Raw genomic sequence first — 24,403 nt, forward strand, 5'->3', positions numbered from 1 at the left:
AGCTGGTTATGTACTTGCGCCGACGACTGCCGATTACACTTAGCCGCTCACCACAACAAGGACAAGGATTCTGCTCCATGCTCCTAACAAAAAACACCGAGTTCGGTATTTTCAATCAGCTCATAATTTGTTACAATGATCATATCTTTTAGTTGGTGGACGTCCCTGGTGCTGCTGTTGGCGCAGTAGCACATTAACGGGGGCGTCTTTTCCTTTCTTATCAGATATGGTCATTATATCGAGCAACTTTCGATCAGGCAATCCCGTCAGCTTTCGGGCTTTTTATTTCAGCGCCAACAATAACGGTTTTTTTAAGAAGTAAACATTGAGAACCTAATAAGCTGTTTTTTACTTTGATTTCAGCCGCCTGCGGGGGTATTTTGTCATATATACCAATATATGCTGGAGAGATCGAATAGAATGTGAAGATAAGATTTTGTCGAAATTACTACTGCGATAAACAAAAAGATGTGTTATCCTATAAACAAGGTTAGGCTATTGTTGAAGCTAACTGCGCACGGAAATCGCGATGTGAGTTGGATATGAGATTCGTTATCCGCCGTCCGGTTTCTAACTTTTTACAGTGGGTAATCTTCAAGTATATAATTATTTAACAAAGATAAACTTACATTCTTTGACTGTGTGGGGGGGACTTCTAATGGCGAAACATAGCGAAATAATGAAACAAGTATTTGCGCATATGGCTGGTATGGTAGTAGTTGATCAGCAATCCCGAATTGTTTTTGTCGAGGAAACCTATGCAGCGTCAAGAGGGTTTGATCACCAGCAAGTCATAGGTCGTTATGTTAAAGATGTAATCCCAACAAGTAAGCTCCCGGTTGTTATTGAGTCAGGTAAACCAATTTTAGGTGACGTCTTTTACTATGAGGGGAAAACTGTAATATGCAATCGATACCCTCTGATAAAGGACGGGGTTATTATTGGTGCCATATCCTATCAGGTATTCGAAGGAGTTGACAAACTTTTTGAATCTATACAGGAATTGCGCACCCAACTTGACTACTATAAAGAAAAAATAAAGAAATATGCGGGAGTACGGTATTCCATAGGTGATATTATCGGCTCGAATCCTGCCACTGTTGCAATACGTACGGCAATATTAAAGACGGCGTGTACGAACGCTACGGTCCTGATACAAGGGGAAACGGGTACTGGCAAGGAGTTGGTTGCTCATGCTCTACATCAGGAAAGTCGCCGGTCGCCTTATCCTTTTGTAAAGCTCAATTGTGCTGCTATTCCACAAGAGCTTATTGAATCGGAATTATTTGGTTATGATGAAGGCGCCTTTACAGGAGCGCGTAGGGCGGGGAAAAAGGGTAAATTTGAACTGGCTGATAAAGGAACACTCTTTTTGGACGAGATAAGTCAATTGTCTATGTCGGCGCAGGCAAAACTACTTCGAGTACTGCAAGAAAAAGAGATCGAGCGGATTGGGGGAGCGGAACCAATCCCCGTTAATGTCAGAATAGTTGCAGCTACAAATGATGATCTTGAAGATATGGTAAAACAAGGTACTTTCCGGGCGGATTTGTACTACCGGTTGAACGTCATTCCAATTAAAGTTGCACCACTAAGAGAAAGAAAGTCAGATATACCTCTACTTGTAAATAAGTTTGCAGAAAAATATGGAGAGCAGGCGGGTTTAGGAACAGTTGCTGTAGATCCTGATGCTATGGCGTTGCTTATGGAGTACGAATGGCCGGGGAATATCCGGGAACTGGACCACGCTGTAGAAAGAGCGATTAATCTCTGTAGCTCCACCATACTTCAGCCAGTTCATTTTGAATGGTTGATGCCGAAGATACGAAACAAGGGAAAGTCAACTGCCGGAATGAGCATTCAAGATGCAAGGGCGGCGAGCGAAAAGGAAATTATTTTAAACGCTCTTCAAGCTACCAAGGGAAACAAAAAGAAGGCCGCAGAATTGCTGGGAATTGCGCGGCCATTACTGTACCAGAAAATGCATCGCCTTGGCATAACTAGTTGAATATATAATGTAAGCACAGAAGGACAGTGTAATTAATTACTTACACTGTCCTTCTGTGCTTTTAGGTACTGGAGAATGTAAGTATATAATGAATTTTCAAAAAAACAGTGTCATTATGCACTTACATCTCTGATTTTATTCTTATACTCATTATACTCGTAAGAATCGATCGGCCTGTACGCAATTTTTTCCTTACCGATTAGCTGCTTTTTAGGATGAAATAGTTAATGGTTTCCGCATGTTTACTCAATCCGAAGGATAGTGTATGTGTTTGTGTTTCATTCGACAGCCGGAATAAAAGTATGCTTACTTTACCTTCAAAATCGAGCACATTTAGTGCAGTTTAGGCTTTGGCACGCATTTTGCAATATAGTCTGATTGATCAGAAGAAAGGAGTAACGTGGAGTGAGGCCCAGACCTTAATCTGCGCTCCAGAGAGATCACTAAAATTACTACCTGGAGGAATTTACATGGCAAAGCAAAACAAAATCATTATCACTGCAGCGGTAACAGGAGCAACACATACGCCGAGTTTGAGTCCCTACTTCCCTTCTACACCGGACCAAATCATTGAGGATGCCGTAAAGGCTCACAAGGCAGGGGCTGCAGTGGTCCACGTTCATGCTAGAGATCCTAAGGATTGTAGTCCAACCCCAGACTTAGGCGTTATGAAGGAGATAGTTACCTCAATTAAACAACAATGTAACGCAGTGGTTTGTGTTACCACTGGCGGCGCAGTCTGGATGTCTTCGGAACAGCGTCTGGCCCCTGCAGTAGACTTACAGCCGGAGCTGGCGTCCTGTAATGCAGGATCGGTAAACTTTGTATTTGCTGATTTAGCAGCAAAGCTGGAAAACCCAAAATACGACTGGGAGATTCCTTACCTCAAGCGTACTAACGAGCTGGTTTTTACAAACACTTTTACAGGGTTAGAGTATTACTTGAATACTATGAATGAGCACGAAATACGTCCCGAGTTTGAGGTGTATGACGTAGGCATGATTAATAACATTGCCTATTTTATGAAAAAAGGATTAGTACAAAAACCAGTTTATCTACAATTTGTAATGGGAATATTGGGCGGAATTCCTGCGACTGTTGATAATCTCGTCTACTTGGTTAAGACAGCCCGTGAGCAGATTGGTGACTTTGTTTGGTCTTGTGCGGCAGCGGGTAAGGCTCAATTTCCTCTTGTTACTGCTGCCCTGACTATGGGTGGTAACGCACGAGTTGGGCTTGAGGATAACCTTTATCTAAAACCTGGGGTGCTGGCAAAATCAAGTGCAGAGCAAGTCCTTCAGATTAAGGAAATTGCCGAGCGACTTGGTTTGGAAATCGCCAGTTCTGATGAAGCTCGACAAATTCTTGATCTCAAAGGCATAGATAAAGTCAATTATTAATGTAGACTGGAGGAGATTTAATATGAGAACAGCTATTTTAGGAGCAGGAGCACTAGGTATTATTATTGGAGCAAGGATGACTGAAAAGGGCCAACAAGTAGATCTCATTGACTCTTTTAAAGAAAATGTGGATGCGCTTAATACCAATGGAGCTACCGTAACCGGTTTTCTTGAGATGCATCAAGCGGTTACAGCAGTAACACCTGAACAGATGGTCGGCACGTATGATCTAGTCTTGTTATTGACCAAGCAAACGGCTAACGAAACAGCCTTACCCAAGCTTCTACCCCATCTGCATAAAGATAGTATTGTTTGCACCTTGCAAAACGGCGTTCCGGAAGAAGCGGTAGCGGAGATCGTTGGGAAGGAGCGTACCATCGGCGGCGCAGTCGGATTTGGTGCAACTTGGCTTAAGCCAGGTGTGTCTGAGCTTACGTCAACCATGGAGGCAGTAGAAAAATTTGCCTTCGAGATTGGTGAGATAGATGGAGTGGTACGCCCACGACTGGAAAAGGTAAAAGAAGTTCTTAGTACTGCCGGTGGGACGACGATACTGACGAACCTGATGGGAATTCGTTACACTAAATTGTTGATGAATTCCACCTTCAGCGGCATGTCGGCTGCTCTTAATGGTAATTTTAGTGAGGTATTAGCTAATTCTAAGGCAATGGTTTGCGTTGCTCACATCGCTGATGAGGTTATCAAGGTTTGCCGCGGTCTGGGCTATCGTATGGTGGAGATGCAAGGGGTTGATTTCGAGTTCTTAGAGCTAAATAGTAAGGCTGATATTCCATCAAAGATGGATTTATACAAAAAAGTATGGGGCCGCCATAATAACAAAGCCAGCATGCTCCAGGACTTGGAGAAAGGTAAAAAGACAGAGATCGATTATATCAATGGTGTTGTATGCCGGGGCGGACGCAAGTGTGGTATACCTACGCCATTCAATGATAAGGTCGTTGAACTTGTCAAAGAAGCCGAGGCAAGAGGCGGAGTAAACGATTTTGGTTACCTCGATAGGTTTAATGATATTATTGACAGTGCGAAATAAATCGGACCGATAAAAGATTTGAATATAGGGAGGTAGAGTATTGATGGAAGTATTTGGTATTATCCTCAGTCTATTCTTATTAATGTTTATGGCATATCGTGGTTTTTCAGTAATTTTGTTTGCTCCGATTTTCGCAATATTGGCAGCAGCAAGTCAGGGTATGTCTCCAATGCCGACATATACGGAATTATTTATGGCCAAAACAGTATCTTATGTGAAGGTATATTTCCCAATCTTCATGCTGGGCGCTGTGTTTGGAAAACTGATGGAGGCAACTGGCTTCGCCAAGGCGATTGCGCTTAAAATACTGCAGATCGTAGGACAAGAGCGTGCTATCTTAGCAGTTGTCATTGCCGGCGGTGTTCTCGCCTATGGCGGCGTAAGCCTTTTCGTTATCGTATTCGTTCTCTATCCCTTCGCCGCAGCATTGTTCAAACAAGCCGGTATTCCTAAACGTTTGATACCGGCAATCGTTGTACTCGGCGGATGTACCTATACAATGGATGCCCTGCCTGGAACCCCGCAAATTCAAAATATCATTCCTACAAATTTTTACGGCACCGATGTTTATGCTGCACCTTTTATTGGCATCATTGGAGCTCTCCTGATCTTCTTCCCAGGTATGTATTATCTGGAATATCGTCGTAAGAAATTGAACGCCAAGGGTGAATTTTACGGCGATAACCGAGTCAATGAACCAATGGAAAGTGACGACAGCAATCTTCCCGACTGGAAACTGGCTTTATTACCGCTTGTTTCAGTACTTGTCATAAACTTCATAATGACTAACCTATTCCAGTGGAACCCTGATCTTCTCGCTCCGTTTATTGGTATGAAATTGCCTCTTGTATCTGCTGCCGTTAAAAACATTAAAGCAATCTGGGCTCTGATTATCGCAGTTGTCATCGGTATTACTCTGTGCGCTGCACTTGGCTACCGAAACTTGCAAAAAGGTGGTCTGGCTACAGCATTAAATGCAGGTGCTATCGGATCACTCTTGGCAATCATGAATACCGCTTCCGAGGTCGGTTACGGCAACGTAATCGCATCGTTGCCCGGATTTCGCTCGATCGCTGATGCGCTCTTGAGCATCAAAATCGGCGGCACACCGCTGGTTTCTGAAGCCGTAACTGTAACCACTCTGGCCGGCATCACTGGTTCCGCATCCGGTGGTATGTCAATAGCACTGGACCTGATGGCGAAAGATTGGCTGGCTTGGGCAAACTCTATCGGTATGTCACCAGAGATTCTTCACCGGGTAGCAGCTATGGCTTCTGGAGGTTTGGACAGCATGCCGCATAACGGCGCAGTAATAACTATACTGGCTGTATGTGGAATGACCCATAAGGAAGCGTATCCGGATATGTTTAGCATTGTTATTATTAAAACGGTAGCCGCGTTTGCTGTTATCGCTATTCATTTGGCAACAGGCATTCTATAAAGTGGCAGAAGCCGGAGCAATCCGGCTTTTCTTACCAATAAACATTGTGGAGGATATATATGTTCAAAGTTACTACGATTGCGCAAGCTTTGGAAACCGTACACGACGGTATAACTGTTATGATTGGTGGATTCCTTGCCGTAGGTACGCCTGAAATATTGGTAGATGCACTGGTAACTAAAGGAATAAAGGATCTCACCGTCATCGCCAACGACACGGCATTTCCTGATAAAGGCATCGGGAAACTTGTAGCTAACCGCCGCCTGAGAAAGGTAATAGTTTCCCATATCGGGACAAACCCTGAGACCTGGCAACAAATGAATGCCGGTGAGCTTCAAGTTGAACTTGTCCCACAAGGGACACTCGCCGAACAGATCCGCGCTGGGGGAGCAGGGCTTGGCGGTATACTTACGCCAACCGGGCTAGGGACGATTGTTGCCGAAGGTAAGAAAGTCATCAACGTTGACGGCAGGGAATTTCTCTTGGAAAAGCCTTTGCGGGCCGACGTGGCCTTGATTAAGGCGCATACAGCAGATACAGCCGGAAACCTGCTGTTTCACCGCTCAGCCCGTAATTTTAACCCATTAATGGCGATGTCTGCCAACGTCGTTATCGTTCAGGTGGAAAATATCGTTGAAGCGGGCCAGCTTGATCCCGATCAAGTAATGACGCCTGGAATATTAGTTGACTGGATTGTTCAGGAATAGGGGGATTAAAGATGGATGCAAAAACAATAATTGCTAAACGGGTTGCCCAGGAGTTCAAAGATGGTTATGTCGTTAATTTGGGTATTGGTATACCAACTTTGGCTGCGGATTTTCTGCCAGCTGGCGTGAGCGTTACCCTTCAGTCAGAGAATGGCTTTGTAGGCCTGACTCCCTTAGAAGGACGAGAAAATCCCGATCTCGTAAACGCGGGGGGCAAGCCTGTTTCGATTATCCCCGGCGGCGCGGTATTTGACAGTGCTATGTCTTTCGCTATCATCCGCGGTGGACATGTCGATGTGACCGTCCTTGGTGCGTTAGAAGTTGACCAGGAAGGAAATCTCGCTAACTGGATGGTTCCAGGCAAATTGGTGCCAGGTATGGGCGGCGCAATGGATCTTGTATCCGGAGCAAAGAAGGTCATTGTTGCAATGGAACACACCGCTAAAGACGGAGCACCCAAGATATTGAAAAAATGTACCCTGCCGTTGACCGGAAAAGGCGTCGTGAACTTAATTATCACCAATTTGTGTGTGTTTGAAGTGACGCCGGCAGGACTAATTCTTAAGGAGACCGAACCAGGCGTGACGGTGGACGAAGTGAGGGCCAAGACTGAGGCTGAATTTTTGGTTGGGTTAATAAGTGCATAAGGTCAACGTTAGGTGTTTGCCCAGGAGTTCTTTCTGCGGATTGGGGAGATGAGTATATGCGCTATGAGGAAAATTCCCTAATCTTCGAACAGCTTTTTTGTGTATTGCCATTGGTTAAGGACCTTATTCGTGGAGACGTTACAATCGGTGTTTGTGATCGGGAAAAGTATATTTAGTCTTATAAACCCGAAAATTGATACCGGGGTTAAAGCCGGAGTGTTGCTAAGGCCTGGTACAGCTATTGTTAAAGTAATGGAGGAAAAAAAGCTTATCCAGTTACGCGGCGACAAAGAAAAATTTGGAGTTCCCTATATTGGGGCTGCGGTCCCAATACTTGATGATAAAAAGGAAGTAATTGGAGCTATCGCTTTTGTAGAGTCAGTGGACACACAAGACGCCGTATACGAAATGGCCTCAGAACTGTCAGGTGCAATTAGCACCATAGCATCTACTACCGAGGAAGTATCGGCACAAACACAGGAAGTAGCTGTGATTTGCCGAGCACTTGGTCAGTTATCAGAGGATTCACGGGCGCGGGTCCGGGAAACTGGTCAGGTTTTAGAGTTAATAAAGCATGTTGCCGAGCAAACGAATTTATTGGGGCTAAATGCTGCCATTGAAGCCGCCCGAGTAGGTGCGCACGGGCGTGGTTTTGCGGTAGTCGCCGAGGAGATCAGAAAACTCGCAGACAGCTCAACTCTATCTGTAAAAAAGATCACCAAAATCATCCAGGGTGTTCAAGCTGATAGCGAACACAACCAACAGGAATTGAACCGTATCGGACAAATGACCTCGCAGATTGCCGAAGCTGTCACTCATGTTGCTGAAACTATACAGGCAATTGGTACAATGGCAGTCAAACTGGATCATATAGCAGAGCGACTTAGCAATAAATAAGGACGGTGTTTATTATGCGTGAAGCAGTTATTGTTAGTGCAGTTCGTACCGCCATTGGCAGTTTTAATGGTTCGCTGACGCCTTTGTCAGCGGCTGAACTAGGCGGTTTAGTTATTCAAGAGGCTCTTCAACGGGCCGGTATTGATGGCGCCGGTGTAAGTGAAGTTATTATGGGTAATGTTCTGCAAGCCGGTCTGGGGCAAAATCCGGCCCGTCAGGCAGCGTTAAAAGCTGGTATGCCGACAGAGGTTCCTGCGTTGACTATTAACAAAGTCTGTGGTTCTGGTCTGAAAGCAGTTAATTTAGCAGCACAGGCCATTCTTGCGGGGGATGCCGACATCGTTGTGGCTGGCGGCATGGAAAGTATGACAAATGCCCCTTATCTGCTGGAGAAAGCCCGTTCAGGGTATCGCATGGGCCATGGTAAATTAGTAGACTCCATGATTCAAGATGGGTTATGGTGTGCCTTTAATGATTATCATATGGGCATTACTGCTGAAAATGTTGCAGCCCAGTATGGAATTAGCCGCGAGGATCAAGACCAACTGGCGTTTGAATCTCAGGAAAAAGCCATTAAGGCTATTCAAAGCGGAGCTTTCAAGAAAGAAATAGTACCTGTAACCATAAAAGGAAAAAAAGGTGATAGTACCTTTGATACTGACGAATACGCAAAATCCGGTACAACTATCGAAAAGTTAGGCGGACTGAAAACGGCCTTTAAAAAAGAGGGTACCGTTACTGCCGGTAATGCTTCCGGTATTAATGATGGTGCTGCTGCGCTGGTCATTATGTCAGCAGACAAAGCCAAAGAATTGGGCATAAAACCGTTAGCCCGCATCCGTGGCTATGCAGCAGGCGGTGTTGATCCCAGCATCATGGGGATGGGGCCTGTACCTGCTGCCCGCAAAGCACTTGCTAAAGCTGGACTTACTGTCCAAGACCTTGATTTGATTGAAGCAAACGAAGCCTTTGCTGCTCAATTCCTGGCTGTAGGCAAACAGCTTGAGTTTGTTCGTGAAAAAGTGAATGTTCACGGTGGAGCGATCGCTTTAGGTCATCCTATTGGTGCCAGCGGCGCCCGGATTTTTGTAACCCTGCTGCATGCAATGGAGTTGCGCCAAGCAAAGATTGGTTTGGCCACGCTTTGCATTGGCGGCGGTCAAGGTGTTGCCACTATTGTCGAGCGTCTGTAATGCTGTTTTCCCACGCTCTGTGCTGGGATGCCTTTGACAGACCAATTAAATCAAATGGTAGGGAGGATTTTTATATGTTTTTTCAATTGAATGATGAACAAAAAATGATGCAAAAAATGGTCCGCGAGTTCGCTGAGAAAGAAGTGGCGCCAGGTGTTCTGACGCGGGATGAAGAGTGCTCGTTTGACCGCTCCCTGGCTGACGCCATGGGGGAAATAGGGCTAAACGGCATCTGTTTCCCCGAAAAATACGGCGGTGCCGGCAGCGATTATCTCAGCTACATTCTGGCAGTAGAAGAATTATCCAAGGTGGATGACGGTGTGGGCGTTACTCTTTCCGCTTCTGTATCTCTTTGCGCATGGCCTATTTATGCCTATGGTACAGAAGCGCAAAAAGAAAAATACCTGCGTCCCATTCTGGAGGGTACGCACATGGGCGCCTTTGGTCTTACTGAGCCTAATGCCGGTACTGATGCCGCCGCTCAGCAGACAGTGGCTGTGCTGGATGGTGATCATTATGTGCTCAATGGCAGCAAGATTTTTATTACTAACGCTGGTGAAGCAGAAACCTATATTGTTTTTGCTATGACCGACAAATCCAAAGGTCTGAAAGGCATAAGCGCGTTTATTTTGGAAAAGGGCATGCCAGGTTTTACCTTTGGTAAAAAAGAGCACAAAATGGGCATCCATTCCTCTATTACAATGGAGCTTGTTTTCCAAGAAGTGAAAGTACCCCAAGCCAACCTCTTAGGTAAAGAAGGCGAGGGGTTCAAAATAGCTATGACGACTCTTGATGGCGGCCGTATCGGTATTGCCGCGCAAGCTCTCGGCATTGCGCAAGCTGCCGTTGATCATGCCGTTAAATACTCCAAAGAGCGCGTTCAGTTTGGCAAGCCAATTGCTAGCAACCAAGCAATTGCTTTTATGATTGCTGATATGGGAACAAAAGTAGAAGCTGCCCGGCTGCTGGTGTACAAAGCTGCCTGGAACAAAGACCAAGGGCTGCCCTACTCCAAAGAAGCTGCTATGGCAAAAATGTATGCTTCTGATGTTGCCATGGAGGTTACTACCGACGCTGTCCAAATCTTTGGTGGTTATGGATATACCTCAGAATACCCTGTGGAACGACTGATGAGAAATGCTAAAATTACTCAAATCTATGAAGGCACAAATCAAGTTCAAAAAATGGTAATCTCCGGCGCGATGCTGCGCTAGCTGCAATTTACGCACTAACAATCAAACAGGAGGTATAAAGTATGGAGATTCTGGTATGTGTCAAGCAGGTGCCTGACACCACCGAGGTCAAAATTGACCCGAAGACCAATACCCTCATTCGTCAAGGGGTACCAAGTATTGTCAACCCTTTTGATAAGAATGCCGTTGAGGCAGCTATCCAATTAAAAGAAAAGCATGGCGGCAAGGTGACTGTCATCTCCATGGGGCCACCTCAGGCCAAAGATGCTTTAAAAGAATGTTTGGCCATGGGAGCCGATGAGGCGGCCTTGATCAGTGACCGTGCTTTCGGTGGCTCGGATACTCTGGCTACCAGCTATACGCTGGCAGCAGGCATCCGCAAGTTAGGTAAGTTTGATGTGATTATTTGTGGGAAACAGGCTATTGATGGCGACACCGCCCAAGTAGGTCCTGAGATTGCGGAATATCTGGACATTTCGCAAATTACTTATGTAGCTAAAGTAGAAGTAAACGGTGATACCGTCCGGGTTGAGCGGGAACACGAAGAAGGCTACGAGATCATTGAAACTCAAACACCGGTACTTTTGACCGTTGTAAAATCAATCAATGAGCCCCGGTTCCCTACTGTTAAAGGAACGATGAAAGCCAACCGTAAAGAGATTCCTGTAATTACTGTTAATGATGTGGACGTTGATCCTGACCGTCTTGGTCTAAAAGGCTCACCAACTCAGGTCCTCCGCATCTTTACCCCGCTGCAGCGGAAACAAGGCGAACTCATTCAAGCTGACAGCGCCCGCGAGTCAGTTACGGTACTAATCCGAAAATTATCTGAAGCAAAGATTGTCTAAGAGGGGGTAAACGACGATGGCAATTAAAATAATCCAAGATGAGTGTATCGGCTGCAGCGCCTGCGTCGCCGCCTGTCCTTTTGGTGCTATTACCATGCAAGACGACGCTAAAGCCTTTATTACTGAGGCTTGCACTGTCTGTGGGGCTTGTGTCGAAACTTGCCCGGTCAGCACCATTGTACGCGAAGAAGAAGAAAAAACAGTTGCAATGGACAAAGCAGAGTACAAAGGTGTTTGGGTCTTTATTGAACAAGTAGACGGTCACATTCGTGGCGTTTCTCATGAACTGCTTGGTGAAGGGCGTAAGCTGGCTGATGCAATGGGGCAGGAACTTGCTGGTGTTCTCATTGGCAATCATGTCGAAGATGTAAGCAAAGATTTGTTTGCCAGTGGTGCAGACAAGGTGTATCTGGTTGAAGGTGCTGAGTACAGCCACTATAATACCGATGGCTTTACCGTGACTTTAACGGATTTAATCAAAACATATAAACCAAATGTTATTCTAATCGGTGCAACTAACGATGGCCGTGATCTTGGTCCCCGGGTAGCCTGCCGTATTGGGACAGGTTTGACAGCTGACTGCACCAACTTGGATATTGATGCCGAGACTGGATTGGTAGCATGGACCCGCCCGGCCTTTGGCGGCAATATCATGGCGACAATTCTGTGTCCGGAGCACCGTCCACAAATGGGTACCGTTCGTCCGAAAGTATTTAAACGGCCTGTGCCTGACTTTACTCGGACCGGCGAAATTGTTCGCGTAGCAAGTAAAGTGAAGCCGGAAGATATTCGTACTAAATTTATTGAATTGCTGCAGGTATGCATCACTTCATGTAATCTGGAAGAAGCAGAGATTATTGTTTCCGGCGGACGGGGCATGTGTAAGCCGGAAAATTTCAAATTAATCGAGGACCTGGCTGAAGTGCTAGGCGGCACTGTCGGTGCTTCCCGGGCTGCTGTAGACGCAGGCTGGAAACCAGCCCTTCACCAGGTTGGCCAAACAGGCAAGACAGTAGGACCGAAAATTTATATTGCTTGTGGCATTTCCGGCGCCATTCAGCATTTGGCTGGGATGTCTTCTTCCGATAGTGTGATCGCTATCAACAAAGATGCTGATGCACCGATATTCAAAGTTGCCGACTATGGTATTGTCGGGGACGTCATGGAAGTATTACCGATCATGATTGAAGAATTTAAAAAATTGCGGCAGGCTTAATTCGATAAGCCGCGCTAAGAAGGAGGCATAAAGTAATGATTCAAGACGTGCAATTTGCTGACATACAAGTAGGTGACAAAGCCAGTATGACGAAAACGGTGACTGAATTCGACGTATATAGTTTTGCTGGGATAACCGGCGATTTCAACCCTGTTCACGTCAATGCCGAATTCGCTAAAACAACTATGTTTCAAGAGCGAATTGCTCATGGAATGTTATCAGCCGGGTTTATATCAGCTGTCTTAGGAACTACATTACCTGGGGCGAATACAATCTATCTGGGCCAGGAACTTGCATTCAAGGCACCGGTAAAAATTGGAGATACCGTAACAGCTACGGTTGAGGTTCTTGAAAAGATAGAAGCCAAAAACCACTTGCTTTTAAAAACTACTGTTACGAATCAAGCGGGTAAAGTGGTTACTGATGGTAAAGCCACCGTGATGAAGAAGTAACAGCATACACATATTTAGGAGGAAGAAAAATGCGGGGGTTAAAAGACAAAGTAGCTATTATCACAGGTGGAGCTGGCGGAATTGGGAAAGCAACTGCCCTGCGTTTGGCTGAAGAAGGTGCTAAAATTGTTGTTGCCGATTTTGCCAATGGCGCTGCTACAGTGGAAGAATTAAAGGCTAAAGGCGCTGAAGTTATTTACGTTCAAGTGGATGTAACTAACAGCGAAAGTGCCAAAGCTATGGTTAATAAAGTAGTGGAAGTATTTGGCCGTGTCGATGTGTTGATCAACAACGCCGGTATTACTAAAGATGCTATGATGAAAAAAATGAGCAAAGAAGCTTGGGATGCCGTTATTTCCGTAAACCTTACCGGAGTTTTCAATTGTACTTCAGCCGCCCTGCCGCAAATGCTTGAGCAGAAATCCGGCGTCGTATTGACAACCTCCTCGGTGGTTGGTATATACGGCAACCTGGGACAAACCAACTATGCTGCTGCTAAGTGGGGCGCTATTGGTATGACTAAATCCTGGGCAAAAGAGATGGCTAAAAATGGATTGCGCTTTAACTGCGTAGCACCTGGTTTCATTGGTACCGATATGGTGAAAAAGATTCCTGAGCAAGTGCTGAACGAAAAAATTCTTATTAAAGTTCCGACAGGCCGCCTGGGTGAACCGGAAGAGATAGCTGCAGCTTTCGCTTTCTTAGCTTCTGATGATGCCAAATACATCAATGGCACTGTCTTAAGTGTAGACGGAGCATGCACGCTGTAAGCTCACGCGCTCACGTCCGGCGCCGCTGACGCTTAGAGCCGTATCCTGCCAGGTGTATTCAGCAGCTTGCAGGGGTGCATTTAAATGATCAACTTTACGACACCATATTTTATGTGTTGACTTAGCCTAAGTTATGTGATAAGTTTTACTCATACCTTAGTGAAATTCTTGAAAGATGCCAATAATGTCTAGTGAGCACAAGCAATGATGCTGTAATAATTGCTTGTGCTTTTTGTTTTTTACTAAGATTGCAGCAGGCAATCGAATGCTACTGACGAAAGTTAAAAATACACCGTTGCTTTAAATAATGCTGTTAGCTGTGAGGAGTATGAGAAATATTTGTTGGCAATGCAGGACAAATGTAGTATCGTATCAATAAATACACGATTTGGAATATATTTCAAAAATAGCTAATCAGAAGACTGAAGGCTACAGCTTGGTTCCTTGTGGAGCTGTGCGGTAGCTTTTTCTGATGCCAGGTAATATTTACAGCAATTTTACTTGGAGATAACACTTAGATTCTAAAGTCGGTATACAATAAAATCAAATAGGAAAGAAAGGCCTGTGAAAACTATGGCGATTTGGCAAGTTAAACTCGACACTAGAGAAGCTGATCAACATCGGAAATGGTTAAAACGTAGGGGCTTTATTTCAGCAAATTATTTTTCTTCTAATGGTTTTTCCATAAACAAAATGAGACAGCTGGCCATGGATGGAAAGCTTCATGCCGTACAGTGTACTTATGGAAGTTCTGTCCGCTGGTACTACTTGGAAAGCCAAGCCGAGTTAGCTCGGATAAAAGGTGAGCTTTCATGATGGGCTAAGGCCTGGAGTTATATGGCTTCTCAGCTGCTTTTTAATCCTGTAAGAAAGTTAACTTTCTTACAGGATAAGGCAACATTGGCTTCCTCTGTCGCCAAAGGCTCGGCGCAAGCCGTGTTTTCTTTATAAAAAAAAGGCATATTCTAGAATAAACCGGCGATTATTGTAGATTTAGCAATTATTTACGAATAATGTGTGTTACAATAATAGTGTGGCAAGCATTATAGTAGCCTGGTTACATAGTGAACTGTTTGCTTGAGGTAGTAAAATAAACATTGACGAGGAGTGGAATATTATGTGCGATGAACAAGAGCTTGAAATGACTGATGAAATCCCGGTGCTATTTACCGATGACGTTGAACTCCTTGGAGACCGTTTGATGGACATTATTATTGCCATGGGCTTGCCGGAAGAGCAGACCAATGCAGTCCTCAGATTGATTAATGATGCAGTTGAAGATCATCATCAAAACATTCTCGATACCTTTGAGGATACTATCGAGATCGAAGATGAAGAAGAGAGTGAATAGTTTTCCTTAAAGCCGCGAAATTCGCGGCTTTTTGCTTTTTATATCATTCTCACAGATCCAATGATCTAAGGTTCAACCATAAGTCCAATTGTGTCTTAGGAAGATTAATTGGATATTTACCAATAGTACTTTTTCCTTTATCATAGGTTACATAGCAGTCCGAAATCATAATTCAGGAGGTTTGACTATGGCTACTTTTCCGGAGCCAATACTTAAATTGCCAGAAGCTGATATTCCGCTAAAGGGGATAAAGGCATATTTGTCCCAAAGTGAAACCCACCAAATTATCTTTATGGAATTTAGTGAAGATGTTGAACTACCCGAACATTCCCATGAAGGCCAATGGGGTATTGTCTTAGAAGGGAAAATTGAGCTTACCATTGATGGGGTGAAAAAAACATTTGTCAAAGGTGACCGTTATTTCATTCCCGAAGGTGTTAGGCATTCTGGTAAAATTTACGCTGGTTATGCCGATATGACGTACTTTGATCAAAAATCCCGATATAAAATAAAAGAACGATAAGCTAATTGCCGGTGGTATGTAAAAGGGCTAAGTTTACCTGTCTGAGGTGAACTTAGCCCTTTTACATGCTTATGCTAGATTGTCAGGATTAACCGGCCATTTACCATATTGTCGGGCGGCGTCCATCATAGCAATAACGTTTTTGGCCGGGGTGCCTACCGATAGTCCGCAGCCACTGGATAGAATGAACCCTTTCGGATTATTATAGGCTTTGCGTAAGCACTCTTTGACCTCCTCCAAAACTTCTTGAGGGGTTCCACGCCATAGGGTATAAGGTTTGACATTTCCGGCTAGACAGGCGCGGTGGCCTACTTTGTTTTTTGCCTCCGCCAAGTCAATCTGATTGTCTAAACTCAGTACTGTAGCGCCGGCATCAACCATATCATCCAAAATACTCATGGTATCACCGCAGATATGGACAAAAGGACCACTGCCACAGCGCTGAATAATACGATCTGAATATTGTTTCAGGTAGGGTTTAGCAAACTCCCGGAAATGTTTACTGCTGATCAAAGTACCGGATGCTGTCGGTTCGGCGATACTTGGTTTAATGCCCATATCGCATAGTACATCAATAAAGAGCAGGGCATTGTCGGTAACGTATTGTAATAGCCGATGCACCATTTCCGGATTGCGGTTCAGGTCCCTAAGAAGTTTGTCTGTGCCGCGGACAGCAGCAGCGGTTGTAATTGGACCGCCAAGTGAGCACCCTACAGCGGCGCGTTCTTTTACCGTTTCCTGGACAATCTTGAGAGCTTCGAGTATGATGGGCAATCGCCCTGACTGGTACGGGTTGATTAACTCTAACTTAGCGAGGTCTTGGTAACTTGAAATGGCTGGCGAGCAAACATAGGGAATGCCGTCATCAGGAAATGTTAACTTAGTACCAATGGCCTCAGCTATTCCAAACAGCCCTGGACCGGAACCGACCGAGTCTGTTTCGTAAGTCTCAAAAGCATTAATTTGAGCCTGCGCCATTAAGCGGGCTGAATGATAATACTGCGCCATTGGTCCACCTGCCAGGCTATAAGCATGGTCAGTAACTAAAGGCATGCAGGGTATCCGGTCTAACGGCTCACCGGCGGCAAAAGCTTTAAGCCGTTCTTTAGGCGTCATCTCATCTTTCCAATTGGTTTTCATGGCGATCCTCCCGACTCTCAACCACAGCAAACCAGTGTAGATAGAGAGTTTTTATATATTATCATTATAAATTATCTATATTTAATTAAAATCCTTCTGAAATTAAGAAGGGTTTTAGTTTATCTATATAGAAAATTTCGATACTATTAATATATTATTTAAAGGGAGAGTGCGGTTATGACAAATCAGCAGATTTTGGATGCATTAGCAGCTGCGGTTATCGAGATGGACGAAGAAGGGGCGAAAGTGGCAGCGCAAGCTGCGATTGACGTAGGTATAGGGGCATTTGAGGCTATTACCGAGGGCTTGGTTAAAGGCATGAATGTTGTTGGCGATAAGTATGAGGAGCAGGAATATTTTATACCCGAGGTTTTAATTTGCTCTGACGCCATGCTGGCAGGATTAGAAATTCTCAAACCTCATTTGCCTAAGGATTACAACCAGAGTGCGGAAAAAGTAGTCATTGGCGTTGTTCAGGGCGATACGCATGACATTGGCAAGAACATCGTTAAAATCATGCTGGAGGCAGGTGGTTTTGAGGTGTATGACTTGGGCCGGAACGTTCCCCTGATGTCTTTTGTTGATAAAGCTGAAGAGGTTGGGGCCACAGTAGTTGCCATGGCTACACTAATGACTACGACCATGGAGGGTATGCGTACCGTTGTCGAGGAATTAGAAAAACGTGGTATCCGGGATAAAGTTACGGTTATTATCGGCGGTGGGCCTATTTCGCAGGCTTTTGCTGATGAGATTAAGGCTGATCTGTATGCTTCAGATGCAAATGTTGCTGTACGGATATTAACTAACCGGCAGGAGGCAGTTGCGTGAGTGGGGTGATTAAAACTGACACAATGACGCCGAAAGAAAGAGTACTGGGTTGTTTGCAAGGTACTAAAATAGATAGATTACCTTCAGCCCCGCTTGTATTAAATCATTGCTCACGTGTAACAGGTGTTACTGTTTCACAGTTTAATAGTAATCCGCAAGTTATGGGGGAGGCCCAGGTGGCTGCGTGGAAGCGTTATGGTTATGACATTCCATTAATGTTTACAACTACCTCCAGTGTTGCCGAAGCCATGGGAACAGAACTCTTTTTTCCAGAAGATGACGCCCCCTGGGTAGAGCGACCGATTGCAGAAGACGCAAAAAATATTGACAAAGTTAAGGTGGCCGATCCGTGGAAGGATGGCCGTTTGCCTGTTTATCTTAACGCAGCAAAACACGTAGTGTCCGAAATCGGCGAGCAGGTTTTTGTTGGTTGTATCTATGCCGCTCCTTTTACTACAGCCTCCCACTTGCGTGGGACAGAAATGTTTATTCGTGAGACTTATAAAAATCCCGGTTTGGTCAATGAGCTGTTGGAACTTTCAAAAGCGAGTGCTTTGGCGATGATTGATGCCTTGGCAGAGATCGGTGTTGTACCGGTTATTGTAGATCCGGTAGCTAGCTCCAGTCTGATTAGTCCGCGTCAGTTCGAGAAGTATGCCATGCCCCATCTGACCGATATCGTTGCCCGCGCCCATGCAAAGGGGTTGCCAATATGCCTGCATATCTGCGGAAAGTCGACTCCGATCATCGAATTGATGGCCGAGACAGGTGCGGATATCCTTAGCATCGATATTATTGATTTGGCGCTGACAAAGAAACTGGTAGGTAGCAAAGCCTGTTTGCTAGGCAATATAAAACCAGCAGAGACAATGCTAAAAGGTACACCGGAAAAGGTTGCTGCTGAAGTAAGGGAAATTATCAAAAACGCGGGTGACAGTCCGCGCGGATTAATTGTTTCTACAGGTTGTGAGACACCTTTCAACGCACCGCCGGAAAATATTGACGCTATTATGACAGCCACTAGGCTGTACGGTCAATGCTAGAGGGAGGTTAATGTGAATTTCACTGAAAAGGCGCGGCTTAAAGCCGTATTGGCAAAGAAACAAGTTGATCGTCCACCGGTAATTTGTCCTGGAGGCATGATGAGTGCGGCAACGACAGCAATATTACGCAATTTTGCTGACGATTTCCACAGTAACCCAGTCGTAATGGCTGAAGTTGCTGAAGCTATCCGTTTAAATACTGGTTTTGAAAACCTGGGTGTTCCTTTTTGTATGACCGTGGAGGCTGAGGTTTTTGGCAGTGCAGTTGATTTGGGTAATGCTGGGGTTGAGCCATGCATCACCGAATATGGGGCAAAGGAATTAGCGGCCATAATCGCTCGCCCACTACCTGACCCAAGTAACGACGGCAGATCGCCGGTTATCCTTTCAGCAATTAGCGAATTGGCCTCACGCCATAGGGATGTACCCATCATTGGGAATATAACAGGTCCGATCAGTTTAGCTACTTCCATCATTGACCCCTTATGGTTTTTCCGACTCATGCGCAAAAAACCTGAAGAAGTATTGGCAGTACTTGATTATTTAACTACTTATCTGGTGAGATTCGCCCGTGAGCAGGTAGCGGCCGGAGCTGACGTCATTGCGATCGCCGATCCTACTGCTACCGGTGAGATTCTCGGCGGCGCAAACTTCCGTCGGTTTGTCATCCCGATGTTGTCGCGCCTGGTACAGGAGATCGGCCAGACGGGCGCAGGAGCCATTGTGCATATTTGCGGTGATGCTACTGTGCTGCTTGGTTCCTTGCAAGAGATACATGGTGCTACTCTCAGCTTTGACTCAATTGTGAATTTATCCAAGGCCAAAACTGTGTTAGGTAGCATACCGGTGATGGGGAATGTAAATACACAAATGCTGCATACTGGCGAGCCACAGCGGATTGTTCAAAATGCCGGCAATTTACTTGCACAAGGCATAGAAATTATCGCTCCGGCCTGTGGTATTAGTTTAGCAACCCCGCAGACCAATCTGATAGCCCTCACTAATGCCGTGAAAGGTTGGAGGTAGAGCAGCGTTGGCGTCTTGCTATGAAATAACTTTTTTGCCAGTGGGCAAAGCAATATCGGTAAATGAAGGTACAACCCTGCTGCAGGCAGCACGAGCTGCCGGTTTGCTTGTGGAGGCTCCTTGTGACGGACTCGGCACTTGTGGGAAATGCCAGGTTAAGATATTGGGAGAGCTTAATATCCCCGGAGAAATAGAAAGCAAGCAGTTGGGAAATCTACTTGCTGCTGGAGTAAGATTAGCCTGCCAGGCCAAGGTAATTGGTCCAGCACAGGTGGAACTATTGTCTAAGCATAATGATGGTTTTGTAACTTTAACAGAGGGTCAAAGTACTCAATGGCCACTTGACCCTCCTGTTCATAAGATTGTCTATAAGCGGCTTGACTCCGAGTACGATCAGAGTGACTTAGCAAAAGGCATTGAACCCCTGTTCCCGGGCAATTATCCGGGTATATTACAAGAACTGTCTGATCAGTATAAACAAGGAAGTTCGGCTAACGCGGCCATTGTCAAGAATGAAAAGCTATTAGATTGGCATTACCAACCCGGACAACCCTACTATGGTGTCGCATTAGATATTGGTACAACCAGTGTGGTAGCCGCGCTTTTTGACTTGGCAAGCGGCGAAAGTATGGGGGTATGTTCCTGTCTTAACCCGCAAACTGAATTTGGCGGCGATGTGCTGACAAGAATATCCTTCGCCAGTAAGCAAGCTGGTGGAACCCAGATACTTCAGGGCAAAATTATTGCAGGTATTAATCGGCTGCTTGAACAATTGACTACTGAAAATCAGCTGCACAGCGAAGATATTTATGAAGTTGTTGTAGCCGGTAATACCACTATGCAGCATTTACTGTTGGGAGTGGACCCTAGTTCGTTGGCCTATGCTCCCTACCAGCCAGTTTTTACTCAGCAAGTGGAAGTTAGTCCGGCTACACTTGGTCTTGCAATATCCCAGCGAGGGGTTGTTACTATCTTGCCTTCTGCCGCCGCCTTCGTTGGCGCCGATATTGTGGCAGGGCTGTTAGCTGTAGGCCTTCACCATGATAGCAAAACTACTTTGTTTATCGACATTGGTACCAACGGCGAGATTGTAGTCTGTAAAAATGGTTCACTGGTTGGGACATCTTCGGCGGCAGGGCCTGCACTAGAGGGGATGAATATTTCCTGTGGCTGCCGGGCCGAGCAAGGCGCAATTGAGAGTGTGTCAATAGCCGATGATGGCACTGTGGGGTTGAAGGTAATAGGGGAAGGCTTACCAAAAGGACTTTGTGGCAGCGGCCTAATTGATCTAATCTCAGAGCTTGCAAGGTGTGGAGTCATTACAGCAAGCGGGCGATTTGCGGCCCCGGAGAAGTTACCTGCGGCACTTGCGTCCCGCCTGAGCCATATTGATGGGCGGCCAGTTTTTGTAATCTCTAGCGATGAACACATTTGCCTAAGTCAAAAAGATGTGCGACAGGTCCAATTGGCAAAAGGAGCAATACATACGGCCATGAACCTGTTACTGAAAGAAATCGATATCTGTTTTGAAGATGTTGATGAGATTCTGGTGGCCGGTGCTTTTGGTTTTCATTTAAAGCCAAAGGCACTAGTCGGGATTGGGCTATTACCTCATTCTTGTCAACAAAGAATTCAATTTGTTGGTAATACAGCCAAAGAAGGAGCAAAGGCAGTTCTTTTGAATCGACACGCCAGTATTGAAGTACAAAAAATTGGACAAAAAATTAAGATTGTAGAGCTTTCTCTTCACCCGGAATTTCAGGACTATTTTGTCCAAGCTTTAGCATTTCCTGCTATTTCGCAATAAAGAGCAAATATATACGCCGCAGAAGAAGCCCAAGGCCCGCGCTAGCGGGTTTTCTTTATTTACCGTCGATTAGTAAAACGTAAAAAATTGACATAATTTAAAAGAAAGTATATATTTATGATAAAATAGTTTGTTGAACAATTATGTTTTCTAATGAGAGACATTATAACTGTAAAGGGGTATAACATGAGTAAGCAAACGGAAGCTGCCTATCATTATATTAAACAAAAAATAATAGACGGCTCCTACATGCCATATCAAAAGTTAACTGAGGCTCATCTTGCAGAAACAATTGGGGTCAGCAGAAATACAATAAAGAAAGCTCTGTTAAAGTTAGAGCAAGAAAAGCTTGTTACTATAGAGGAAAATAAAGGGGCCAGTATTAAGTCGTTTACTTTGGAAGAAGTCATGAATTATTTAGATATACGTGCGGTTCTAGAGGGGCTAGTAGCCAAATCGATTGCTAAAAATATAAGTAGTACTGAACTGGAAAAAATGAATGTTATTTTACAAGAAATGGCTATTCGGCTTGAGGCCAAAAAATATGATGAGTATGCAGACTTAAATAAAGATTTCCATAGCGTTATCTACAAAGCAACCAAGAATAATCAAGCGGTTGAACTTCTTGATATGATCAAAACCCAATTGAAAAGATTCCAATTTCGCATTATTCTAGTCCAAGGAAGAGTGCAAGAGTCCTATAAAGAACACATAAAAGTTTACGAAGCGTTAGCGGCTCATAATGAATTGGAAGCAGAAGAAGCTCTAAAAAATCATGTATTTAATATACGACGAACTATCTCCGAAAATTACCATTTGTTTCTATGACATAAAAGAGACTTGGCCACCATAACTCCCAATACCCTAAAGGGCACAGGTAGGTAGAAGATGGGAGTCTTAGATCGGCTTGGTCATCGGATAAACTAAATACAATGGATCTTTTCTGGCTACACCGCTTTTCGGAGGCAAGCCTAAAGGAGACTGCTGCTATCTCTTATGAGAAGCAGCTTTTTTTTACAGGTATAAATAGTGAATTATTTTAAAATTATGTGTATTAAAGGAGGAACTTTTAAATATTGACATATGTCTGACTTCAGTATAAATTAGTATGTATAGCAATATTGCTATACAATTATATTCAACAAAATTGAAATGCAATGTATCGCCGTCATTAAGGGAATTGTAAAAGAGGTGGAAAAATGTATGTATTGTGAACTCTTTGAAGAACGGGAGATTAGCCTTCAAAAAGAAAAAGAGGTGGTTGTGGTTAGGGAATTTCTTGCTCAGTTTGGGCTGTTACTTGATGCGGCGGTGGAGTATACCCTAGCGTTATACCGGGAAGGACGGATTATTGCCACTGGGTCCCTGGTTGGTGAAAAATTATGCTGTATCGCTGTTGATCCGGCTTTTCAAGGTAATGGGCTGGCCGCCAAGGTCGTTAGCAAGCTGATTCAAGAAGCCGGGCGTCGTGGGCACTATCATTATCTTATCTATGCTAACCTGGAAACGGAGCAGCTGTTCAGCTCTCTCGGCTTCATTGAAGTCACTCGGGTGGATCCGTGCACCGTTTTGTTGGAGTCAGGTCTAAATACTGCAGGGAGATAGCAGAAAAAGCAAAATATGACACTGGTTTACATAGAAATGAGAAGTTCAAAAGGTAAGGGAGGAGTATTTTTGAATAACAGTACGGGGCTCAATCGCCTCAGCCAGGAGAAGGGCGTATACATCATTGATACTACCTTGCGGGATGGGGAGCAAACGGCAGGAGTGGTATTCTCCAAAAAGGAGAAGGTATATATCGCAAAACTGCTAGACGAGATTGGGGTAGATCAGATTGAAGCTGGCACTCCTATCATGGGCGGTGACGAGGCGGAAAGCATTAAGGCTATTGCTAAGCTTGGATTGAAGGCTAGTATAATGGGATGGAACCGGGCTAATATCAATGACATCAAAGCATCGATAGACTGCGGCGTTGACGCGGTGGCTATCTCTATATCCACATCTGATATCCATATTAAGTATAAGCTGGGGACTACTCGGGAGAGAGTGCTGGAGAATATGGTCAAGGCGGCGGAGTACGCCAAAAGTCATGGATTATACATCTCGGTGAACGCCGAAGATGCCTCCCGCAGTGATGAAAATTTTTTGCTGGAGTTTGTCCGCGCAGCCAAACAAGCGGGAGCCAACCGAGTACGTTATTGTGATACCATTGGAATTCTAGATCCGTTATCCACCTTTCAGCGCATTCAACGCCTACGTCAGGCGTCAGATGTTGAAATCGAGATGCATACCCATAACGATTTCGGGATGGCTACAGCCAACACGGTCGCGGGAATGCAAGCTGGCGCCAGATTTCTTGGTGTGACGGTAAACGGCTTGGGAGAGCGGGCTGGCAATGCCGCATTGGAAGAGATAGTAATGGCACTGAAATACGTTTGTAATAACGTGATACCTTACGATACCGGGAAGCTAAAAGAGACCTGCGAATATGTCGCCCGGGCATCTGGTCGGATACTACCACCATGGAAAGCGGTTGTGGGCTCCAATATGTTCGCACATGAATCTGGTATCCATGCCGACGGGGCACTAAAGAATCCACAGACCTACGAGGTCTTCGATCCTGCGGAAGTTGGCCTGGAGCGCCAGATCGTCATTGGCAAGCATTCCGGCTCGGCGTCTATCATCAATAAGTTTAAGGGACTTGGTATTGAGCTTGACGAAGCGGTTGCCGGAGAACTGCTGATCAGGGTGCGAGCCTTGGCAGTTGACCTCAAGCGGACGCTGATTGATAAGGAACTCATTCACTTATACAATGAGTATTTGTATGAGAAAGTAAATGCAATATAGACAAGGAGAGGAAGC

General features: G+C 45.0%; 24 protein-coding genes. 23 read left to right on the plus strand and 1 reads right to left on the minus strand.

Features of this window, described 5'->3' with window-relative positions; all coding sequences use genetic code 11:
- Positions 1 to 658 precede the first annotated feature (658 nt).
- From B9A22_RS00005 to B9A22_RS00080, 16 genes are all read left to right on the plus strand, one after another.
- Positions 659 to 2,008 (plus strand): sigma-54 interaction domain-containing protein, encoded by a 1,350-nt coding sequence (locus B9A22_RS00005; protein WP_084573544.1) that lies wholly within the window; start codon positions 659 to 661, stop codon positions 2,006 to 2,008.
- A 470-nt stretch (positions 2,009 to 2,478) separates the two neighbouring features.
- Positions 2,479 to 3,408 carry a 3,5-dioxohexanoate:acetyl-CoA acetone transferase gene (kce, locus tag B9A22_RS00010; RefSeq protein WP_084573545.1) on the plus strand — a complete coding sequence of 310 codons (930 nt, stop codon included), beginning with the start codon at positions 2,479 to 2,481 and terminating at the stop codon, positions 3,406 to 3,408.
- A 22-nt stretch (positions 3,409 to 3,430) separates the two neighbouring features.
- Positions 3,431 to 4,459: a ketopantoate reductase family protein gene (locus B9A22_RS00015; RefSeq protein ID WP_084573546.1), complete on the plus strand. Its 1,029-nt coding sequence runs from the start codon at positions 3,431 to 3,433 to the stop codon at positions 4,457 to 4,459.
- A 43-nt stretch (positions 4,460 to 4,502) separates the two neighbouring features.
- The gene (locus tag B9A22_RS00020) at positions 4,503 to 5,900 is read left to right on the plus strand and encodes a GntP family permease (protein WP_084573547.1); all 1,398 of its coding nucleotides are present in this window, start codon (positions 4,503 to 4,505) and stop codon (positions 5,898 to 5,900) included.
- 59 nt (positions 5,901 to 5,959) lie between these two features.
- Positions 5,960 to 6,607 (plus strand): acetate CoA-transferase subunit alpha, encoded by a 648-nt coding sequence (atoD, locus tag B9A22_RS00025; protein ID WP_084573548.1) that lies wholly within the window; start codon positions 5,960 to 5,962, stop codon positions 6,605 to 6,607.
- An 11-nt stretch (positions 6,608 to 6,618) separates the two neighbouring features.
- Entirely contained in the window at positions 6,619 to 7,254 is a 636-nt protein-coding gene (locus B9A22_RS00030) for a CoA transferase subunit B (protein WP_084573549.1), read from the plus strand.
- A gap of 129 nt (positions 7,255 to 7,383) precedes the next feature.
- Positions 7,384 to 8,151: a methyl-accepting chemotaxis protein gene (locus B9A22_RS26205; protein ID WP_139796108.1), complete on the plus strand. Its 768-nt coding sequence runs from the start codon at positions 7,384 to 7,386 to the stop codon at positions 8,149 to 8,151.
- 14 nt (positions 8,152 to 8,165) lie between these two features.
- Positions 8,166 to 9,344 (plus strand): acetyl-CoA C-acetyltransferase, encoded by a 1,179-nt coding sequence (locus B9A22_RS00040; RefSeq protein ID WP_084573551.1) that lies wholly within the window; start codon positions 8,166 to 8,168, stop codon positions 9,342 to 9,344.
- A 74-nt stretch (positions 9,345 to 9,418) separates the two neighbouring features.
- Complete coding sequence (locus tag B9A22_RS00045) at positions 9,419 to 10,558, plus strand: acyl-CoA dehydrogenase (RefSeq protein WP_084573552.1); 1,140 nt, start codon at positions 9,419 to 9,421, stop codon at positions 10,556 to 10,558.
- 41 nt (positions 10,559 to 10,599) lie between these two features.
- Positions 10,600 to 11,385: an electron transfer flavoprotein subunit beta/FixA family protein gene (locus B9A22_RS00050; protein WP_084573553.1), complete on the plus strand. Its 786-nt coding sequence runs from the start codon at positions 10,600 to 10,602 to the stop codon at positions 11,383 to 11,385.
- Between the two features lie 16 nt (positions 11,386 to 11,401).
- The gene (locus B9A22_RS00055) at positions 11,402 to 12,601 is read left to right on the plus strand and encodes an electron transfer flavoprotein subunit alpha (protein ID WP_084573554.1); all 1,200 of its coding nucleotides are present in this window, start codon (positions 11,402 to 11,404) and stop codon (positions 12,599 to 12,601) included.
- A 35-nt stretch (positions 12,602 to 12,636) separates the two neighbouring features.
- Positions 12,637 to 13,053 carry a MaoC family dehydratase gene (locus B9A22_RS00060; RefSeq protein WP_084573555.1) on the plus strand — a complete coding sequence of 139 codons (417 nt, stop codon included), beginning with the start codon at positions 12,637 to 12,639 and terminating at the stop codon, positions 13,051 to 13,053.
- A 29-nt stretch (positions 13,054 to 13,082) separates the two neighbouring features.
- Positions 13,083 to 13,823 carry a 3-oxoacyl-ACP reductase FabG gene (gene fabG / locus B9A22_RS00065; protein ID WP_084573556.1) on the plus strand — a complete coding sequence of 247 codons (741 nt, stop codon included), beginning with the start codon at positions 13,083 to 13,085 and terminating at the stop codon, positions 13,821 to 13,823.
- 573 nt (positions 13,824 to 14,396) lie between these two features.
- Positions 14,397 to 14,639, plus strand: a complete 243-nt coding sequence (locus B9A22_RS00070; protein ID WP_084573904.1) for a hypothetical protein — start codon at positions 14,397 to 14,399, stop codon at positions 14,637 to 14,639.
- Between the two features lie 301 nt (positions 14,640 to 14,940).
- Positions 14,941 to 15,174 (plus strand): hypothetical protein, encoded by a 234-nt coding sequence (locus B9A22_RS00075; protein WP_084573557.1) that lies wholly within the window; start codon positions 14,941 to 14,943, stop codon positions 15,172 to 15,174.
- A gap of 187 nt (positions 15,175 to 15,361) precedes the next feature.
- A complete protein-coding gene (locus tag B9A22_RS00080) occupies positions 15,362 to 15,697 on the plus strand; it encodes a cupin domain-containing protein (protein WP_084573558.1) in 336 nt (111 codons plus the stop codon).
- Positions 15,698 to 15,766: 69 nt separating this feature from the next.
- Here B9A22_RS00080 and B9A22_RS00085 read toward each other — a convergent pair whose 3' ends face one another.
- Positions 15,767 to 16,837, minus strand: a complete 1,071-nt coding sequence (locus B9A22_RS00085; RefSeq protein ID WP_084573559.1) for a uroporphyrinogen decarboxylase family protein — start codon at positions 16,835 to 16,837, stop codon at positions 15,767 to 15,769.
- 177 nt (positions 16,838 to 17,014) lie between these two features.
- Between B9A22_RS00085 and B9A22_RS00090 the strand changes: the two genes are divergently transcribed.
- The 7 genes from B9A22_RS00090 (at position 17,015) to nifV (ending at position 24,388) form a co-directional block, all read left to right on the plus strand.
- Positions 17,015 to 17,665 (plus strand): corrinoid protein, encoded by a 651-nt coding sequence (locus B9A22_RS00090; RefSeq protein WP_084573560.1) that lies wholly within the window; start codon positions 17,015 to 17,017, stop codon positions 17,663 to 17,665.
- Entirely contained in the window at positions 17,662 to 18,708 is a 1,047-nt protein-coding gene (locus B9A22_RS00095; protein ID WP_084573561.1) for a uroporphyrinogen decarboxylase family protein, read from the plus strand. The genes B9A22_RS00090 and B9A22_RS00095 overlap by 4 nt, the downstream gene beginning before the upstream one ends.
- A gap of 12 nt (positions 18,709 to 18,720) precedes the next feature.
- Positions 18,721 to 19,734 (plus strand): uroporphyrinogen decarboxylase family protein, encoded by a 1,014-nt coding sequence (locus tag B9A22_RS00100; protein ID WP_084573562.1) that lies wholly within the window; start codon positions 18,721 to 18,723, stop codon positions 19,732 to 19,734.
- 40 nt (positions 19,735 to 19,774) lie between these two features.
- Complete coding sequence (locus B9A22_RS00105) at positions 19,775 to 21,541, plus strand: ASKHA domain-containing protein (protein ID WP_176215321.1); 1,767 nt, start codon at positions 19,775 to 19,777, stop codon at positions 21,539 to 21,541.
- Positions 21,542 to 21,727: 186 nt separating this feature from the next.
- The gene (locus tag B9A22_RS00110) at positions 21,728 to 22,369 is read left to right on the plus strand and encodes a GntR family transcriptional regulator (RefSeq protein WP_084573564.1); all 642 of its coding nucleotides are present in this window, start codon (positions 21,728 to 21,730) and stop codon (positions 22,367 to 22,369) included.
- 375 nt (positions 22,370 to 22,744) lie between these two features.
- Positions 22,745 to 23,146, plus strand: coding sequence for a GNAT family N-acetyltransferase (locus B9A22_RS00115; RefSeq protein ID WP_176215322.1), 402 nt, complete (start codon positions 22,745 to 22,747; stop codon positions 23,144 to 23,146).
- Positions 23,147 to 23,215: 69 nt separating this feature from the next.
- A complete protein-coding gene (gene nifV / locus B9A22_RS00120; RefSeq protein ID WP_217805830.1) occupies positions 23,216 to 24,388 on the plus strand; it encodes a homocitrate synthase in 1,173 nt (390 codons plus the stop codon).
- The last annotated feature ends 15 nt before the right edge of the window (positions 24,389 to 24,403 follow it).

It is taken from the genome of Sporomusa malonica, from assembly GCF_900176355.1.
GTDB classification, from domain to species: Bacteria; Bacillota; Negativicutes; order Sporomusales; family Sporomusaceae; genus Sporomusa; species Sporomusa malonica.

Bases quoted from the DNA above. Each gene is read 5' to 3' on its own strand.
- B9A22_RS00005 (WP_084573544.1), top strand. From the start codon at position 659: ATGGCGAAACATAGCGAAATAATGAAACAAGTATTTGCGCATATGGCT.
- kce (WP_084573545.1), top strand. From the start codon at position 2,479: ATGGCAAAGCAAAACAAAATCATTATCACTGCAGCGGTAACAGGAGCA.
- B9A22_RS00015 (WP_084573546.1), top strand. From the start codon at position 3,431: ATGAGAACAGCTATTTTAGGAGCAGGAGCACTAGGTATTATTATTGGA.
- B9A22_RS00020 (WP_084573547.1), top strand. From the start codon at position 4,503: ATGGAAGTATTTGGTATTATCCTCAGTCTATTCTTATTAATGTTTATG.
- atoD (WP_084573548.1), top strand. From the start codon at position 5,960: ATGTTCAAAGTTACTACGATTGCGCAAGCTTTGGAAACCGTACACGAC.
- B9A22_RS00030 (WP_084573549.1), top strand. From the start codon at position 6,619: ATGGATGCAAAAACAATAATTGCTAAACGGGTTGCCCAGGAGTTCAAA.
- B9A22_RS00040 (WP_084573551.1), top strand. From the start codon at position 8,166: ATGCGTGAAGCAGTTATTGTTAGTGCAGTTCGTACCGCCATTGGCAGT.
- B9A22_RS00045 (WP_084573552.1), top strand. From the start codon at position 9,419: ATGTTTTTTCAATTGAATGATGAACAAAAAATGATGCAAAAAATGGTC.
- B9A22_RS00050 (WP_084573553.1), top strand. From the start codon at position 10,600: ATGGAGATTCTGGTATGTGTCAAGCAGGTGCCTGACACCACCGAGGTC.
- B9A22_RS00055 (WP_084573554.1), top strand. From the start codon at position 11,402: ATGGCAATTAAAATAATCCAAGATGAGTGTATCGGCTGCAGCGCCTGC.
- B9A22_RS00060 (WP_084573555.1), top strand. From the start codon at position 12,637: ATGATTCAAGACGTGCAATTTGCTGACATACAAGTAGGTGACAAAGCC.
- fabG (WP_084573556.1), top strand. From the start codon at position 13,083: ATGCGGGGGTTAAAAGACAAAGTAGCTATTATCACAGGTGGAGCTGGC.
- B9A22_RS00070 (WP_084573904.1), top strand. From the start codon at position 14,397: ATGGCGATTTGGCAAGTTAAACTCGACACTAGAGAAGCTGATCAACAT.
- B9A22_RS00075 (WP_084573557.1), top strand. From the start codon at position 14,941: ATGTGCGATGAACAAGAGCTTGAAATGACTGATGAAATCCCGGTGCTA.
- B9A22_RS00080 (WP_084573558.1), top strand. From the start codon at position 15,362: ATGGCTACTTTTCCGGAGCCAATACTTAAATTGCCAGAAGCTGATATT.
- B9A22_RS00085 (WP_084573559.1), bottom strand. From the start codon at position 16,837: ATGAAAACCAATTGGAAAGATGAGATGACGCCTAAAGAACGGCTTAAA.
- B9A22_RS00090 (WP_084573560.1), top strand. From the start codon at position 17,015: ATGACAAATCAGCAGATTTTGGATGCATTAGCAGCTGCGGTTATCGAG.
- B9A22_RS00110 (WP_084573564.1), top strand. From the start codon at position 21,728: ATGAGTAAGCAAACGGAAGCTGCCTATCATTATATTAAACAAAAAATA.
- B9A22_RS00115 (WP_176215322.1), top strand. From the start codon at position 22,745: ATGTATTGTGAACTCTTTGAAGAACGGGAGATTAGCCTTCAAAAAGAA.